At 72.1% G+C, this 16,015-nt stretch carries 13 protein-coding genes; 4 read left to right on the forward strand and 9 right to left on the reverse strand.

Translation table 11 applies throughout. The features are described 5' to 3' along the window. Position 1 precedes the first annotated feature (1 nt). The 6 genes from ACFY3N_RS11725 to ACFY3N_RS11750 all read right to left on the reverse strand — a co-directional run bounded on the left by ACFY3N_RS11725 (position 2) and on the right by ACFY3N_RS11750 (position 8,022). On the reverse strand, positions 2-514 hold the full coding sequence (locus ACFY3N_RS11725) for a MaoC family dehydratase (RefSeq protein WP_390816443.1): 513 nt from the start codon (positions 512-514) through the stop codon (positions 2-4). A gap of 5 nt (positions 515-519) precedes the next feature. Continuing rightward, entirely contained in the window at positions 520-1,482 is a 963-nt protein-coding gene (locus tag ACFY3N_RS11730) for a CoA ester lyase (RefSeq protein WP_059302684.1), read from the reverse strand. Then, on the reverse strand, positions 1,479-3,506 hold the full coding sequence (locus ACFY3N_RS11735) for a protein meaA (RefSeq protein WP_390816444.1): 2,028 nt from the start codon (positions 3,504-3,506) through the stop codon (positions 1,479-1,481). The genes ACFY3N_RS11730 and ACFY3N_RS11735 overlap by 4 nt, the downstream gene beginning before the upstream one ends. A gap of 10 nt (positions 3,507-3,516) precedes the next feature. After that, positions 3,517-4,860: a crotonyl-CoA carboxylase/reductase gene (ccrA, locus tag ACFY3N_RS11740; RefSeq protein WP_390816445.1), complete on the reverse strand. Its 1,344-nt coding sequence runs from the start codon at positions 4,858-4,860 to the stop codon at positions 3,517-3,519. Between the two features lie 380 nt (positions 4,861-5,240). Continuing rightward, positions 5,241-6,053, reverse strand: coding sequence for a TetR family transcriptional regulator (locus ACFY3N_RS11745; RefSeq protein ID WP_390816446.1), 813 nt, complete (start codon positions 6,051-6,053; stop codon positions 5,241-5,243). A 163-nt stretch (positions 6,054-6,216) separates the two neighbouring features. Beyond that, positions 6,217-8,022 (reverse strand): 3-hydroxyacyl-CoA dehydrogenase family protein, encoded by a 1,806-nt coding sequence (locus ACFY3N_RS11750; protein WP_390816447.1) that lies wholly within the window; start codon positions 8,020-8,022, stop codon positions 6,217-6,219. A 352-nt stretch (positions 8,023-8,374) separates the two neighbouring features. On the opposite strand from ACFY3N_RS11750, the gene ACFY3N_RS11755 reads away from it, so the two are divergent. Beyond that, the gene (locus ACFY3N_RS11755) at positions 8,375-8,950 is read left to right on the forward strand and encodes an adenylosuccinate lyase (RefSeq protein ID WP_390816448.1); all 576 of its coding nucleotides are present in this window, start codon (positions 8,375-8,377) and stop codon (positions 8,948-8,950) included. Positions 8,951-8,956: 6 nt separating this feature from the next. On the opposite strand, the gene ACFY3N_RS11760 is transcribed toward ACFY3N_RS11755, so the two are convergent. The 3 genes from ACFY3N_RS11760 to ACFY3N_RS11770 all read right to left on the reverse strand — a co-directional run bounded on the left by ACFY3N_RS11760 (position 8,957) and on the right by ACFY3N_RS11770 (position 12,306). Continuing rightward, entirely contained in the window at positions 8,957-9,484 is a 528-nt protein-coding gene (locus tag ACFY3N_RS11760; protein WP_390816449.1) for a GNAT family N-acetyltransferase, read from the reverse strand. Between the two features lie 55 nt (positions 9,485-9,539). Next, on the reverse strand, positions 9,540-11,120 hold the full coding sequence (locus ACFY3N_RS11765; RefSeq protein WP_390816450.1) for an alpha/beta hydrolase: 1,581 nt from the start codon (positions 11,118-11,120) through the stop codon (positions 9,540-9,542). A 139-nt stretch (positions 11,121-11,259) separates the two neighbouring features. Then, positions 11,260-12,306, reverse strand: a complete 1,047-nt coding sequence (locus ACFY3N_RS11770; protein ID WP_390816451.1) for an Rv2578c family radical SAM protein — start codon at positions 12,304-12,306, stop codon at positions 11,260-11,262. Between the two features lie 170 nt (positions 12,307-12,476). Here ACFY3N_RS11770 and ACFY3N_RS11775 point away from each other — a divergent pair, with 170 nt between their 5' ends. From ACFY3N_RS11775 to ACFY3N_RS11785, 3 genes are all read left to right on the forward strand, one after another. Then, positions 12,477-12,920: an SRPBCC family protein gene (locus tag ACFY3N_RS11775; RefSeq protein ID WP_390816452.1), complete on the forward strand. Its 444-nt coding sequence runs from the start codon at positions 12,477-12,479 to the stop codon at positions 12,918-12,920. 165 nt (positions 12,921-13,085) lie between these two features. Further along, positions 13,086-15,488 (forward strand): MFS transporter, encoded by a 2,403-nt coding sequence (locus tag ACFY3N_RS11780; protein WP_390816453.1) that lies wholly within the window; start codon positions 13,086-13,088, stop codon positions 15,486-15,488. Between the two features lie 143 nt (positions 15,489-15,631). Continuing rightward, positions 15,632-16,015 (forward strand): PAS domain-containing protein (locus ACFY3N_RS11785; RefSeq protein ID WP_390816454.1); only part of this gene is annotated, 384 nt, incomplete at its 3' end.

Raw genomic sequence — 16,015 nt, forward strand, 5'->3', positions numbered from 1 at the left:
GCTACTTCTCCTGCTGCTTCGGTTCGGGGCGGCCGGGCTGTTCGCCGCCGCGCTCCTTGATGTACGTCTCGGTCGGCACCATCACCTTGCGGCGGAACACGCAGACCAGGGTTCCGTCCTGCTTGTAGCCCCTGGTCTCGACGTGGACGATGCCGCGGTCGTCCTTCGACTTCGACGGCCACTTGTCGAGCACCGTGGTCTGGCCGTAGATGGTGTCGCCGTGGAAGGTCGGCGCCACGTGCTTCAGCGACTCGATCTCCAGGTTGGCGATCGCCTTGCCGGAGACGTCGGGCACCGACATGCCGAGCAGCAGGGAGTAGACGTAGTTCCCGACCACCACGTTCCTGCCGAAGTCCGTCGTCTTCTCGGCGTAGTTCGTGTCCATGTGGAGCGGGTGGTGGTTCATGGTGAGGAGACAGAACAGGTGGTCGTCGTACTCGGTGACCGTCTTGCCCGGCCAGTGCTTGTACGTCGCCCCGACCTCGAACTCCTCGTAGGTGCGTCCGAACTGCATCGCGCTCAGGCCTCCGGGATCTCGAACTTCGACGTGCGCCGCATGCCGGCGGCGCGTCCCTTGCCCGAGACGACCAGGGCCATCTTCCGGCTGGCCTCGTCGATCATCTCGTCGCCGAGCATCGCGGAGCCCTTCTTGCCGCCCGCCTCGGACGTGTAGTAGTCGTACGCGTCCAGGATCAGCTCGGCGTGGTCGTAGTCCTCCTGGGAGGGCGAGAAGATCTCGTTGGACGCCTCGACCTGGCCCGGGTGCAGCACCCACTTGCCGTCGAAGCCGAGGGCCGCGGCGCGCTGCGCGACCTCGCGGTAGCCGTCCACGTTGCGGATCTGGAGGTAGGGGCCGTCGATCGCCTGGAGGTCGTTGGCGCGGGCGGCCATCAGGATCTTCATCAGGATGTAGTGGTAGGCGTCCGCCGGGTAGCCGGGCGGCTGCTCGCCCACGACCAGCGACTTCATGTTGATGGACGCCATGAAGTCGGCCGGGCCGAAGATGATGGTCTCGACGCGCGGGGAGGCCTGCGCGATCTCGTTGACGTTGTTCAGGCCGCGGGCGTTCTCGATCTGCGCCTCGATGCCGATCCGGCCGACCTCGAAGCCCATCGTCTTCTCGATCTGGGTGAGGAGCAGGTCGAGGGCCACCACCTGCTGGGCGTCCTGGACCTTCGGGAGCATGATGCAGTCGAGGTTCGGGCCGGCGCCCTCGACGACCGTCACGACGTCCCGGTACGTCCACTCGGTCGTCCAGTCGTTGACGCGTACGACGCGGGTCTTGCCGGTCCAGTCGCCCTCGTTGAGGAACTTCACGATGGTGTGCCGCGCCTCGGGCTTGGCGAGCGGCGCGCAGGCGTCCTCCAGGTCGAGGAAGACCTGGTCCGCGGGGAGGCCCTGGGCCTTCTCCAGGAAGCGCGGGTTCGAGCCCGGTACCGCCAGGCAGGAACGCCGGGGGCGAAGGCGGTTGACCGTGGTCATGCGGGGACCTCCAGGGGGTCGAGCTTGTTCGCTGTGCGGATCTCGTCGACGATGCGGCCGATGATCCCGGTGATGTCGAAGTCCTTCGGGGTGAAGACCGCGGCCACTCCCGCGGCCCGCAGCTGTTCGGCGTCACCGTTCGGGATGATGCCACCGGCGATCACCGGTATATCTGTGGCACCGGCCACACGGAGCCGTTCGAGCACGTCCGGCACCAGCTGGGCGTGCGAGCCGGACAGGATGGACAGGCCCACCGCGTGCACGTCCTCCGCGAGGGCGGCGTCCACGATCTGCTCCGGGGTGAGCCGGATGCCCTGGTAGACCACCTCGAACCCGGCGTCGCGGGCCCGCACGGCGATCTGCTCGGCGCCGTTGGAGTGTCCGTCCAGGCCCGGCTTGCCGACCAGGAAGCGCAGCTTGCCGACGCCCAGGTCCCTGGCCGTCAGGTCCACCTTGCGGCGCACCTCCGACAGGGCCGAGCCCTCCTCGGCGGCGACCGTCACCGGGGCGGAGGAGACACCGGTCGGCGCCCGGAACTCCCCGAACACCTCGCGCAGCGCTCCGGCCCACTCGCCGGTGGTGACGCCGGCGCGGGCGCACTCCAGGGTGGCCTCCATGAGGTTCTCGGTGCCGCGCGCGGCCTCCTTCAGCCTCTCCAGCGCCTTGCAGGGGCGCGGGTGGTTGAAGGGCGGCTGGTAGCGCGTGTCGCGCCAGTTCCGCAGCGAGGCGATCACGCGGGCCTCCACCGCCGGGTCGACCGTCTGGATCGCGGTGTCCAGGTCGGCGGTCAGCGGGTTCGGCTCGGTGCCCTCGAAGGCGTTGACACCGACGATCTTCTCCTCGCCCGACTCGATCCGGGCCCGGCGCTCGGCGTGCGAGGAGACCAGCCGGGACTTGAGGTAGCCGGACTCGACGGCGGCCATCGCGCCGCCCATCTCCTCGATCCGCTCCATCTCCGCGAACGAGTCCGCGACCAGCCGCTCCACCTTCGCCTCGATCACCTTCGAGCCCTCGAAGATGTCGTCGTACTCCAGCAGGTCGCTCTCGTACGCCAGGACCTGCTGGATGCGCAGCGACCACTGCTGGTCCCAGGGGCGGGGCAGGCCCAGGGCCTCGTTCCAGGCCGGCAGCTGCACGGCGCGCGCGCGTGCGTCCTTGGAGAGGGTGACGGCCAGCATCTCCAGCACGATCCGCTGGACGTTGTTCTCCGGCTGCGCCTCGGTCAGACCGAGGGAGTTGACCTGGACGCCGTACCGGAAGCGGCGGTGCTTGGGGTCCTCGATGCCGTACCGCTCGCGGGTGACCCGGTCCCAGATGCGGCCGAAGGCGCGCATCTTGCACATCTCCTCGATGAACCGGACGCCGGCGTTCACGAAGAAGGAGATGCGGCCGACCACGTCGCCCATGCGCTCCTGCGGCACCTGGCCGCCGTCGCGCACGGCGTCGAGCACGGCGATCGCGGTGGACATCGCGTACGCGATCTCCTGCACCGGCGTGGCCCCGGCCTCCTGCAGGTGGTAGCTGCAGATGTTGATCGGGTTCCACTTCGGGAGGTGGGAGACCGTGTACGCGATCATGTCCGTGGTCAGGCGGAGCGACGGCCCCGGCGGGAACACATGGGTGCCCCGGGACAGGTACTCCTTCACGATGTCGTTCTGGGTCGTGCCCTGGAGCCTGGTGACGTCCGCGCCCTGCTCCTCGGCGACGACCTGGTAGAGCGCCAGCAGCCACATGGCGGTGGCGTTGATCGTCATCGAGGTGTTCATCCGCTCCAGGGGGATGTCCTGGAACAGCCGGCGCATGTCACCGAGGTGCGCGACCGGCACCCCGACCCGGCCGACCTCGCCGCGGGCGAGGACGTGGTCGGAGTCGTACCCGGTCTGCGTCGGCAGGTCGAAGGCGACCGACAGACCGGTCTGGCCCTTGGCGAGGTTGCGCCGGTACAGCTCGTTGGACGCCTCGGCGGTGGAGTGACCGGCGTAGGTCCGCATCAACCACGGACGGTCCTTCTGACGCTCTGTCATCGTCCGGCCCTCAGACGTTCCGGAAGCGGTTGATGGCGTCGATGTGCCGGGCGCGCTTCTCGTGGTCGCGCACGCCCAGCCCCTCCTCGGGCGCCATGCACAGCACGCCGACCTTGCCCTGGTGCGCGTTGCGGTGCACGTCGTGGGCGGCCTGCCCGGTGTCCTCCAGGGAGTACACCTTCGACAGCGTCGGGTGGATCCTGCCCTTCGCGATCAGCCGGTTGGCCTCCCAGGCCTCGCGGTAGTTGGCGAAGTGCGAGCCGATGATGCGCTTCAGCGACATCCACAGGTAGCGGTTGTCGTACTGGTGCATGTAGCCCGAGGTCGAGGCGCAGGTGGTGATGGTGCCGCCCTTGCGGGTGACGTAGACCGAGGCGCCGAAGGTCTCGCGGCCGGGGTGCTCGAAGACGATGTCGATGTCCTCGCCGCCGGTGAGCTCGCGGATGCGCTTGCCGAAGCGCTTCCACTCCTTGGGGTCCTGGGTGTTCTCGTCCTTCCAGAACCTGTAGCCCTCGGCGCTGCGGTCGATGATCGCCTCGGCCCCCATCGACCGGCAGATGCCGGCCTTCTGCTCGCTGGAGACGACGCAGATCGGGTTGGCGCCGCCGGCCAGCGCGAACTGGGTGGCGTAGGAGCCGAGTCCGCCGCTCGCACCCCAGATGAGGACGTTGTCGCCCTGCTTCATGCCGGCGCCGTTGCGGGACACCAGCTGCCGGTAGGCGGTGGAGTTGACCAGGCCCGGGGCGGCGGCCTCCTCCCAGCTGAGGTGGTCCGGCTTGGGCATCAGCTGGTTGGACTTCACCAGGGCGATCTCCGCCAGACCGCCGAAGTTGGTCTCGAAGCCCCAGATGCGCTGCTCGGGGTCGAGCATCGTGTCGTTGTGGCCGTCGGACGACTCCAGCTCGACGGAGAGGCAGTGGGCGACGACCTCGTCGCCGGGCTTCCAGGAGTTGACGCCGGGGCCGGTGCGCAGCACCACGCCCGCGAGGTCGGAGCCGATGATGTGGTACGGCAGGTCGTGGCGCCTGGCCAGCTCGCTGGTGCGGCCGTAGCGCTCCAGGAAGCCGAACGTCGACAGCGGCTCGAAGATCGAGGTCCACACCGAGTTGTAGTTGACCGAGGAGGCCATGACGGCCACCAGGGCCTCACCCGGGCCCAGTTCGGGCAGGGGCACGTCGTCCAGGTGGATCGACTTGCGGGGGTCCTTGTCACGGGTCTCGAGGCCCGCGAACATCTCCGTCTCGTCCTTGTGCACGGTGATCGCGCGGTACGACTCGGGGAGCGGCAGGGCGGCGAAGTCCTCCGACGTGGAGTCGGGCGACTGGATCGCGGCCAGGATGTCCTTCACGGTCACGGTGTTGCCTCCGGCGATGAGCGCCCTGAGGGAGGGGCGCTGAGGGGTACGTCGGTGTGCTGCTGAGGATCGGGGGATGCCGTCGGTCCGGCGGTGGTGCTTCGGCAGCGCTTGGTGTGCGCGGGAGGTTGCCTGTGACGCAGGCGTCCGGACGTGCGGGCGGTGGGCCCGCCGGGACTCGCCCGGACTCCTTCAACGTATGGCACGCCGTGTCATCCGGCAAGGCACTGCGTGCCAGAAAATGAGCTCAGGTGAAATCTTTACCCATCAGATGAGCGATGATCGATCGAACGGGCCGTGAAACGCGTACGAAAAGCGCCCCTGACATGGCAAAACGGCCACCCGGTGGGGTGGCCGTCAGCACAGCGGTGAGCGTCCGGTCAGCGCTCCTTGAGCGCCTGCTCGATGGTCCGCATCACCTCGTCCAGCGGGGCGTCCACATGCGCCACCGTCACCAGGACCTCGCCGTGCGCGGACGCCGAGGCCGCGGGCGGCTTCGGCGGCGCGGTGCGCCGGCCCGCCATGATCCCGCTGCCGAAGGTCTTGCGGACGATCGCGAAGGCGTGGTCCAGCTGCGCCTCGACGTCGCCCTGGCCGTCGGCCCGCAGCCAGCGCCGCAGCACGTGGTTGTGCGCGGTGACCACGGCGGACGCGGCGACCTCCGCCAGCAGCGGATCGTCGTTGGCGTCGTCGTCGTGCGCGTGCTCGTCGAAGTGGCCGAGCAGGTAGCGGGTGAAGAGGCGCTCGTAGCGGGCCACCGACGCGATCTCGGCCTCGCGCAGGGTGGGCACCTCGCGCGTCAGCCGGTACCGGGCGACCGAGATCTCCGGCCGCGCCGCGTACATCTTCATGACCTCCTTGATGCCGCGGCACACCGTGTCGAGCGGATGCTCGTGCGCGGGGGCGGCGTTGAGCACCGCCTCGGCGCGGACCAGGGTGTCGTCGTGGTCGGGGAAGATCGCCTCTTCCTTGGAGCGGAAGTGGCGGAAGAAGGTGCGGCGGGCGACCCCGGCGGCGGCCGCGATCTCGTCGACGGTGGTGGCCTCGTACCCCTTGGTCGCGAACAGCTCCATCGCGGCGGCCGCCAGTTCCCGGCGCATTTTGAGCCGCTGGGCGGCGGCGCGAGAGCCTGCGGCGCTTTCCGGCGGCTCGGTCGTGACTGGTGTACGTGCGGACTTGGCGGGCTGGGACATGCCCTGAACGTACTGCATGTGCGCAGCTCGGTGCGCATGACCGGGCGCTCCCCCGCCCTCGGGGGGCGGGGGAGGGGCGCCGGGGGCCGGTGGCGGGAACCGGTCGGGGCCGAGCAGCCCGCCCCACTCCGCGCCGCCCCCGGACCGGTCGCCGGGGCGCAGCTCAGCGCTTGGCATATTCGCGGAAGCCACGGCCGGTCTTGCGGCCGAGGCAGCCCGCGGCCACCAGGTGCTCCAGCAGCGGCGCCGGCGCGAGACCCGGGTCGCGGAACTCGCGGTGCAGCACCTTCTCGATGGCGAGCGAGACGTCCAGCCCGACGACGTCCAGCAGCTCGAACGGACCCATCGGGTAGCCGCCGCCCAGCTTCATCGCGGCGTCGATGTCGTCGAGGGACGCGTAGTGCTCCTGCACCATCTTGACCGCGTTGTTGAGGTACGGGAACAGCAGCGCGTTCACGATGAAGCCGGCCCGGTCGCCGCAGTCCACGGCGTGCTTGCGGAGGGTGCCGCAGACCTCGCGCACCGTGGCGTGGACGTCGTCGGCGGTCAGCACGGTGCGGACCACCTCGACCAGCTTCATGGCCGGCGCGGGGTTGAAGAAGTGCATGCCGATCACGTCCTGCGGGCGCGAGGTAGCGCGGGCGCAGGCGACGACCGGGAGGGAGGAGGTGGTGGTGGCGAGCACGGCGCCCGGCCTGCAGACCTTGTCCAGCGTGGCGAACAGCTGCCGCTTGACGTCCAGGTCCTCGGCAACCGCCTCGACCGCGAGATCGACGTCGGCGAAGTCGTCGTAGGTGCCCGTCGGACGGACCCGCTCCAGGGTCCCGGCGGCGGCCTCCGCGGTCATCCGGCCCTTGTCGACGGAGCGTGCCAGGGACTTCCCGATCCGGGCCCTGGCGCCCTGTGCCTTCTCCTCGCTGCGGGCGGCCAGGACCACCTCGTAGCCGGCCTTGGCGAAGACCTCGGCGATGCCGGAGGCCATGGTGCCGGAACCCGCGACACCCACCGAGCGCACCGGACGGCCGGGGGTGGGGGAACCGCCCTCCGGCGGGGTCAGGGAGTCCCGCACGACGGCGCCGCTGCCCGGGGCCTCGTACGTGTAGAAGCCACGTCCCGCCTTGCGGCCCGTCAGGCCCGCCTCGCTGAGCTGCTTGAGGATCGGGGCCGGGGCGTGCAGCCGGTCACGGGACTCGGCGTACATGGCCTCCAGGACCGTGCGCGCCGTGTCGACGCCGATCAGGTCGAGCAGCGCCAGCGGGCCCATGGGCAGTCCGCAGCCCAGCCGCATCGCGGCGTCGATGTCCTCACGGGAGGCGTAGTGGGCCTCGTACATCGCGGCGGCCTGGTTGAGGTAGCCGAACAGCAGCCCGTCGGCGACGAATCCGGGCCGGTCACCGACCGCCACGGGCTCCTTGCCCAGGTCCAGCGCGAGGTTGGTGACCGCGGTCACGGCCGCGGGGGCGGTCAGCACGCAGGAGACGATCTCCACCAGCTTCATCGCCGGCGCCGGGTTGAAGAAGTGCATGCCCAGCACCCGCTCGGGGCGGGCCGACTCGGCGGCGAGACGCGTGACGGACAGGGCGTTGGTGCCGGTCGCCAGAATGGTCTCCGGCCGCACGATCCGGTCCAGTTCGCGGAGGATCTGCTGCTTGATCCCGTACGACTCCGGCGCCACCTCGATCACCAGATCGGCGTCGGCCGCCGCCGCGAGGCCAGTGGAGGTGGTCACACGGGCGAGGAGGTCCGCGCGCCGCTCCTCGGTCAGCCGGCCGCGCTCCACGGCGCGTGCGGTCGAGGCCTCCAGGGCGGCGACGCACCGGGCGGCCTGCGCCTCGCTGACGTCGATGCCGATGACGTCGCGGCCGGCGCCGGCCAGGACCTCGGTGATGCCGGTGCCCATCGTGCCGAGGCCGACCACGGCGACGGTCCGGAGCGGGGACAGAGAGGTGTCGGAGAGGGGAGCGGCCATCGCGGGACTCCAGGAATGAGGGTGACGACGGGAAACACGCCCGGGTGCGCCGAAGGGCGCACCGGGTGCGTGCGGGATGCGGGTGTGGACCGGGCTGCGCGCGCACACGCCCGGTGCCGCCGGTGGACGACGGCCGATCCGACCGGCCCTGTCCCGGGGCCGAGCCGTACTGCGGTACACGGGTACCGAACCGACTGCGACTCACGGTGGCCGCGTCACCAGACCGCCGTGAGGAGGGTCGCGAGTGGGTAACTCGCTCGTCTGAGCTTAACTCGCGGGTAACGAGCGCGCCAGCCCCCCGGCTTTGTGATGTACGTCCCGAACGGCCCCGCACCCCCCTAACCTCTGGGACATGGACGAAGAGTTGCGAGCGCTCACGGAGCGCTTACGGGCGGAGTCGGGCGGATCGGCGGCGTACCACCGTCTCCTGGGCACGGACGAGCCCGACGCGCTGGCCGCCGTCCTCACCGAACCCGCACAGCCGCTGTGGGCCCGCGAACTGGCCGCGTTCCGGCTGGGACTGGCGGGGGACCGGCGGGCGTTCGAGGCCCTGGTGCTGCTGCTCAACCACCGTGACCCGCCGCGCTGCGCCTCCGCCGCCCACGCCCTCGCGCGCCTCGGCGACCCGCGCACCGCCCGGGCCGCCGCCGCCCTCGCCACCAACGAACTCCGCGTCGCCTACGCCCTGCACCCGGTCCGTCTGCTGACCGAACTGCGCGCCCCCGAGGCGGTCCCCGCCCTGATCACCACGTTGCGGCGGCGTCTGCGTCCCCACGATCCGTACCGCCGGGTCGCGCTGGCCTGTGTGGAGGGGCTGGGCGAGCTCGGCGACCCGCGTGCCGAGCCCGTGCTCAACGACGCCCTCGCCCATCCGGCGCTGGCCGAGGCGGCGGTCCACGCCCTGGCCCGGATCCCCCGGCCGCGCTAGGGGGTGTCAGCCGGTGAGGTCCCGCGCGTACCGCACCTCGGGCACCGCCACCCCGTCCACCTCGAAGGACTCCTCCGCCCCGTCCGCGCCGAACCCCGCCCGCCCGTGGAAACGGCGGGCGCGGGTGTTGCCCTTGAGGACCCACAGGTACATGCGCTCGTGACCGGCGGCGGCGCAGCGGCGGACCGCCTCGGTGAGCAGCGTCCGCCCCACGCCCCGGCCGATGCGCTCGGGCGGCAGGTACAGCGCGTACAACTCGGCGTCCCCGGTGCGCACGTCGCCGTCCCGGTACGGGCCGAACGCGGCCCACCCGGCGAGCTCACCGCCGTCGGCCTCGGCGACGAGGTTCACCACACCGCCGTCGCCGTGCCGCAGCCGGGCGCGGTGCCGCTCGGCGTCCGCCGTGATGTCGAGGCCGTCGAGATACGGCTGCGGGACGAGCCCCCGGTAGGCGTGCCGCCGGCCCCGTACACGGATCCCCGCCACGCCGTCGCAGTCGTCCGCGGTCATCGGCCGCAGCAGGAATCCGCTCATGCGCCCCTCATGGACCACGGGTACGACAGTCCGCTCCCGACGGCGGGTCAGGCGCTCAGCCCCGGAAGCCGAGCAGGCCGTGCAGGGTCGACCCGCGCGCCGACGCCGGTGCCGCCTTCGACGTCAGGGGCTTGGGGTCGGGCAGTGCCGCGCACACCGCGTCGGCCTCGCCGCCGCCCCCGCGCGGCACGGTCCCGTCGCTCAGATAGGCCGTCAGGTGCCGGTCCAGACAGGCGTTCCCGCTCAGCGTGACGCCGTGGTTGCCGCCGCCCGACTCGACCACCAGGCTGGAGCGCGCCAGCAGCCGGTGGACGGTGACACCGCCCTGGTACGGGGTCGCCGCGTCGTGCGTCGCCTGGAAGAGGAGGGCCGGTGGCAGCGTGTCGTTGCGGACGCGCTCCGGCCGCAGGGACTCGGTCGGCCAGAACGCGCACGGCGCGTTGTACCAGGCGTTGTTCCAGGCCATGAAGGGCGCCCGCTCGTACACCTCCCAGGTGTCCTTGCGCCACTGCCGCCAGTCGCGCGGCCAGGCGGCGTCCCGGCACTGCACCGCGGTGTAGACGCTGTAGCCGTTGTCGCCGGCGGCGTCGACGGCGCCGAAGTTCTCGTACACCTCGACCAGCGGCCCGGCGTCCCGCTCGTTCACGTACGCCGAGAACGCCTCCGCCAGATAGGGCCAGTAGCCGTTGTAGTAGCCGCCCGGGAGGTAGGTGTCCTCCAGTTCCGCGGCGCCCACCTTCCCGCCGGCCGGGTCCTTCTTCAGGGCCGCGCGCATCGCGTACCACGCGGCCTCGACCTTCTCCGGGTCGGTGCCCAGCCCGTACGCCGCATGGTGCCGGGCGACCCAGGCCATGAAGGCGCGGTGGCGGTCGTTGAACGCGTGGTCCTGGTCGAGATTGGCGTCGTACCAGACCTCGGTGGGGTCGACGACCGAGTCCAGGACCAGGCGCCGCACCCGCTGGGGGAACAGCTTGGCGTAGACGGCGCCCAGGTAGGTGCCGTAGGAGTAGCCGAAGTAGTTGATCTTCTTCGCGCCCAGCGCCCGCCTGATCACGTCCATGTCGCGCACCGTGCCGGCCGTGTCGATGTGCGGCAGCAGACCGGCGTGCTCGCGTCCGCAGGCCGCGGCGAAGGACTGCACGCGCGCGAGGTTCGCCCGCTCGGCCTCGGGAGAGGCCGGCACCGGGTCCGGGCGCACCGGGCCGAAGTGGTCCGGCGCGCAGTCCAGTGCCGGCTCGCTCGCGCCCACCCCGCGCGGGTCGAAGCCGATGACGTCGTACTGGGCGGCCACCCGCTTCGGCAGCGCCGCCGCGACGAACCCGGCGAGCGTCAGACCGCTGCCGCCGGGGCCGCCCGGGTTCACCAGCAGGGGGCCCTGGTACCGCTTCGCGGTGTGCGGGACGCGGGACAGCGCGAGCGTGATCCTCCGCCCGACGGGGTCGGCGTGGTCGAGCGGCACCTCCAGGGACGCGCACTGCAGCGTCGGGTAGTCGTCGGTGCCGCACTTCTTCCACGCGGGTTCCGCGGCGCGGAAGGTCTCCGCGGCGCGCGGGGCGCCGGCCTCGGCGGGCACGGCCGTGAGGCTCCCGGCCAGGACGACGGCGGCACCGCACAGCACGGCTGCGCGTTTTCTCATGAGGGGGTCCTCCCAGGACGGAGGTGCTGCGGACCGCGGGGCTCACGGTTCACGCGGCATCGTCCCGGTATGGGGCCACATCTGAACGTGTCGGGTGGATTCTTGACCCGATCGGGTCGCCGGATGCGCTCGAATGCTCTTACAGCGGCGTCAGTTGGGTCGGCTCGGCCGCCGGGGACCCGGTGGGCCCGGCGGGCTCCGCGGCGCGGACCCGGTGGGGCGCCCCCGCGCGGGCGGGGCCGATGCCGTACTCCCGGGCCAGTTCGTGCACCTGCCGGGTGATGCGGCGCTGGTACCACTTCGGGGCGTAGGCGCCGTCCGCGTACAGCCGCCGGTAGCGGGCCACCAGGTACGGGTGGTGCTGCCCGAGCCAGGACGTGAACCACTCGCGGGCGCCCGGCCGCAGGTGCAGCACCAGAGGGGTGACGGAGGTGGCGCCGGAGGCCGCGACGGCCCGCACGGCCGCCCGCAGTTGGTCCGGACGGTCGCTCAGGAACGGGATCACCGGCGCCATCAGCACCCCGCAGCCGATGCCGTGCCCGGTGAACGCCCGGACCACGTCCAGGCGCCGCTTCGGGGCCGGGGCGCCCGGCTCGACCGTCCGCCACAGCTCCTCGTCGGTGAACCCCACCGAGACCGACACGCCCACGTCGGTCACCTCGGCGGCCTGCCTCAGCAGCGGGAGGTCCCGCAGGATCAGCGTGCCCTTGGTGAGGATCGAGAACGGGTTGGCGTGGTCGCGCAGGGCGGCGAGGATGCCCGGCATCAGCCGGTAGCGGCCCTCCGCGCGCTGGTAGCAGTCGACGTTCGTGCCCATCGCTATGTGCTCGCCCCGCCAGTCGCGCGAGGCCAGCCGGTGGCGCAGCAGTTCGGGCGCGTTCACCTTGACCACGATCTGGCTGTCGAAGCCGAGTCCCGTGTCGAGGTCCAGACGGCCGTGGGTCCTCCTCGCGAAGCAGTAGACGCACGCGTGCGTGCAGCCCCGGTACGGGTTCACCGTCCACTCGAACGGCATGCGGGAGGCCCCCGGCACCCGGTCGACGATCGAGCGGGCCCGGATCTCGTGGAAGGTGACGCCGGCGAATTCGGGCGTGTCGAAGGTGCGGGTCGTGACCCCCTCCGCGCCGAACAGCGCGGGGCCGGCCCGGCCGCGTCCGGAGCCCGGCGAGAGGTTCTCCCAGCGCATGACGCCTCCTCGGTGTCGCTCGGCACAGAATAGAACAGGTGTTCCCTTGATCGTGCGGGCGACATCTTCGGTCACCCTCCCGATCACATCCGAACCCCCGATTTGGGCGGCCGGGCACGGGGGTGATTGGCTTGCCCCGACCCTGAGAACCCAGGCCCTGGAGGTAAGCGATGGCGCAGGTCGAAGCCACTACGGAGCGGATCGTCGCGGCGGACGCGGAAACGGTGTTCGACGCCCTCGCCGACTACAGCGGCACCCGCGCGAACGTACTGCCCGAGCAGTTCAGCGAGTACGAGGTCCGCGAGGGCGGCGACGGCGAGGGCACCCTCGTGCACTGGAAGCTCCAGGCCACCAGCAAGCGCGTCCGCGACTGCCTCCTGGAGGTCACCGAGCCGACCGACGGCGAACTCGTCGAGAAGGACCGCAACTCCTCCATGGTCACCACCTGGCGGGTCACCCCGGCCGGCGAGGGCCGGTCCCGGGTCGTCGTCACCACCGTCTGGAACGGCGCCGGCGGCATCGGCGGCTTCTTCGAGAAGACCTTCGCGCCCAAGGGCCTCGCCCGTATCTACGACGCCCTGCTCGCCAGGCTGGCCGCGGAGGTCGAGAAGTAACGAGAAGTGGGGGACGGCGATCCCCCGTGAACGGTGCGGAGGTGTCTCCTCACCGGTTCGAGTGATCTCGTGACGACCCTCCCCCGTCCCGTAACTCGCTGTGCTTACCCGTAGTTGTCGCTTTCACGCGGGAATTGTCCGGCGGTGCGACGAGGGGAGCGGCACGTGGGCGGGATCACTCTGACGCAGGACGAGCCGGTCACGGCGCCGCCTGCCGGGGGCCCGCCGCCCCCGGCGGGCGGCGCCGTGGAACCGGGCCTGAGCCCGCGCCGGGTCCGGCTGGTCTTCCTCGCGCTGATGCTGGCGCTGCTGCTCGCCGCCCTGGAGCAGATGATCGTCGCCACCGCGCTCCCGAAGATCGTCGGCGAGCTGCACGGCCTGGACCGGATGTCCTGGGCGATCACCGCCTACCTGCTCACCGCCACCGTCGGACTGCCGGTCTACGGAAAGCTCGGCGACCTGCTGGGCCGCAAGGGCGTCTTCCAGTTCGCGATCCTCGTGTTCGTCGTCGGCTCCGCGCTGGCGGGCCGCGCGACGACCATGGACCAGCTGATCGCCTACCGCGCGGTGCAGGGCGTCGGGGCGGGCGGACTGATGATCGGCGTCCAGGCGATCATCGCGGACATCGTGCCCGCGCGCCGACGCGGCCGCTTCATGGGACTGATCGGCGCCGCCTTCGGCCTCGCGTCCGTCGCCGGGCCGCTGCTCGGCGGCTACTTCACCGACCACCTCTCCTGGCGCTGGTGCTTCTACGTCAACATCCCCTTCGGCGTCGTCACCATGGCCGTCGTCGCCGTGGTGCTCAAGCTCCCCAAACCGCCCGTCCGGGCCCGCTTCGACGTCCTCGGCACCCTGCTGCTGGCCGCCGCCTCCACCTGCCTGGTGCTGCTGACCGGCTGGGGCGGCACCGAGTATGCCTGGGACTCCCGCGTCGTGCTCGGCCTCGGCGCGGGCGCCGCGGCGGCCGGCGTCCTCTTCCTCGTCGTCGAGCGCTTCGCCGCCGAACCCCTCATCCCACTGCGGCTGTTCAGGGACTCCGTCTTCACCGTCACCGGCCTGGTGGGCCTGGTGACCGGGGTCGCCCTGTTCGGTGCCGCCAGCTACCTCCCGACGTATCTGCAGATGGTCGACGGGGCCTCCGCCACCGAGTCCGGACTGCTGATGCTGCCCATGATGGGTGGCATCGTCGGCGCCTCGATCGTCTCCGGCCAGCTCATCAGCCGCTCCGGCCGCTACCGGCGGTACCCGATCGTCGGCTGCGCGCTCTCCGTCGTCGGCATGTGGCTGCTGTCCCGCCTGGAGGCCGGCACGCCCCGGCTGCACTACAGCGTCTGGATGGCCGTCCTCGGCACCGGCATCGGCATGGTGATGCCGGTGCTGATCCTCGCCGTGCAGAACTCCGTGCGCCCCGCCGACCTCGGCGCCGCCACCAGCGCCAACAACTACTTCCGGCAGATCGGCGGCAGCGTCGGCGCCGCGGTCTTCGGCACCCTCTTCGCCGGCCGGCTCACCGACGCGCTCGACGACCGGCTGCCCGCCGACGCCGGTACCCCGCCCGACGCCGAGTCGATCACCCCCGAGCTCGTGCACGCGCTGCCGCCCGAGCTGCGCGACGCCTACGTCCAGGCCTACGCCGACGCGATGCCGCGCATCTTCCTCTACCTGGTGCCGGTGCTCGTCCTCGGCCTGCTCACCGCCTTCTTCCTCAAGGAGAAACCACTGGTGTCCCACCACGCCCCCACCGCCGACCCGGCACCGGAAGCACCGCACTTCACCACGCGCGTGCCGCACGCCCGCCCGTCCCACACCGGAGGCATCCCCGTCTGCGGGACCGTCCAGCACCCCGACGGGACCGCCGTGCCGCGCGCGGCGCTCACCCTCATCGACGTCTGCGGACAGCAGACCGGACGGGGCGCCAGCGGCGAGGACGGGCGGTACGCGCTGGCCACGCCCGGCCCGGGATCGTACGTCCTGATCGCCGCCGCGGGCGGTCACCAGCCGCAGGCGGTCTCCGTGACCGTCGGCGAGCGGCCCGTCGAGCTCGACGTCGTCCTCGGCGGCGCCGGCCGTCTCGCCGGCAGTGTCGTCACCGCCGACGGCACGCCCGTGCGGGACGCCGCCGTCACGCTCACCAACGTCCACGGGGAGGTCGTCGCGAGCACCCGCAGCGGCCGGGAGGGCGGCTACGTCATCAGCGAGCTGGTGGCCGGCGAGTACACCCTCGCCGCCAGCGCGCCCGCCTTCCGCCCGGCCGCCCTCCCCGTCACCGTCCAGGCCGCCCGCGAGACCCGCCAGGACGTCGAGCTGGCCGGCGGCGCCGTGCTGCGCGGCACCGTGCGGGCCGGCGGCGGACGGCCCGTCGAGGAGGCCCGCGTGACCCTGCTGGACGCGGCGGGCAACGTCGTCGACACCCTCACCACCGGACCCGACGGCACCTTCCGGTTCGTCGACCTGTCGTCGGGCGAGTACACCGTCATCGCCGCCGGTTACCCGCCGGTCGCCACCGTCCTCCAGGTGGCCGGCGGAGGGCGCACGGAACGCGATCTCCAGCTGGGCCACGAGGACTGAAACGGTCGGTCGCGCGCGGGAACGCACGCCGGTGCGAGCACCGGCGGGCAATTCCCGCGTTGGCGCACATCGCGGCCGACCGTGGCCGTACGGTGGTGACGGCGGTACAGATCTTGCGCAGCCGGGGAGAGAGGGCCTGGGCCATGGACCGTGGCACCGAGCGGGACGCACCTCCCGATCGCCGCGCGGGGGCCGGCGCGGCGACCGGACGGGGCGCCGGCCGTATCCCGCTCGCCGTGGTCGTGGTCGACCGCGACGGACTCGTCTCCCACTGGAGCAGGGGCGCGCGGCGCCTGTTCTCCCTCGCCAAGGAGGACGCGCTCGGCCGCCCGGCGGTCGACCTGCTGCCCGTGACCGGAGCCCTGCCCGAGGAGCCCGAGGGCGAGGATCCCGAGGACGAGGCGTGCGCCCCCCACGGGGGGGGCGCCCCCCCCCGCCCCCCCGGGCCCCGCCCCCCCCGCGGCCGCGCGCGGGGGGGGGGGGGCCCCCCCCCCGGGCCGGGGGGCCGGGGGGGGGGCCGGGGCGGG

Source organism: Streptomyces sp. NPDC000348 (genome assembly GCF_042898795.1).
In the GTDB taxonomy this organism is placed as follows: domain Bacteria; phylum Actinomycetota; class Actinomycetes; order Streptomycetales; family Streptomycetaceae; genus Streptomyces.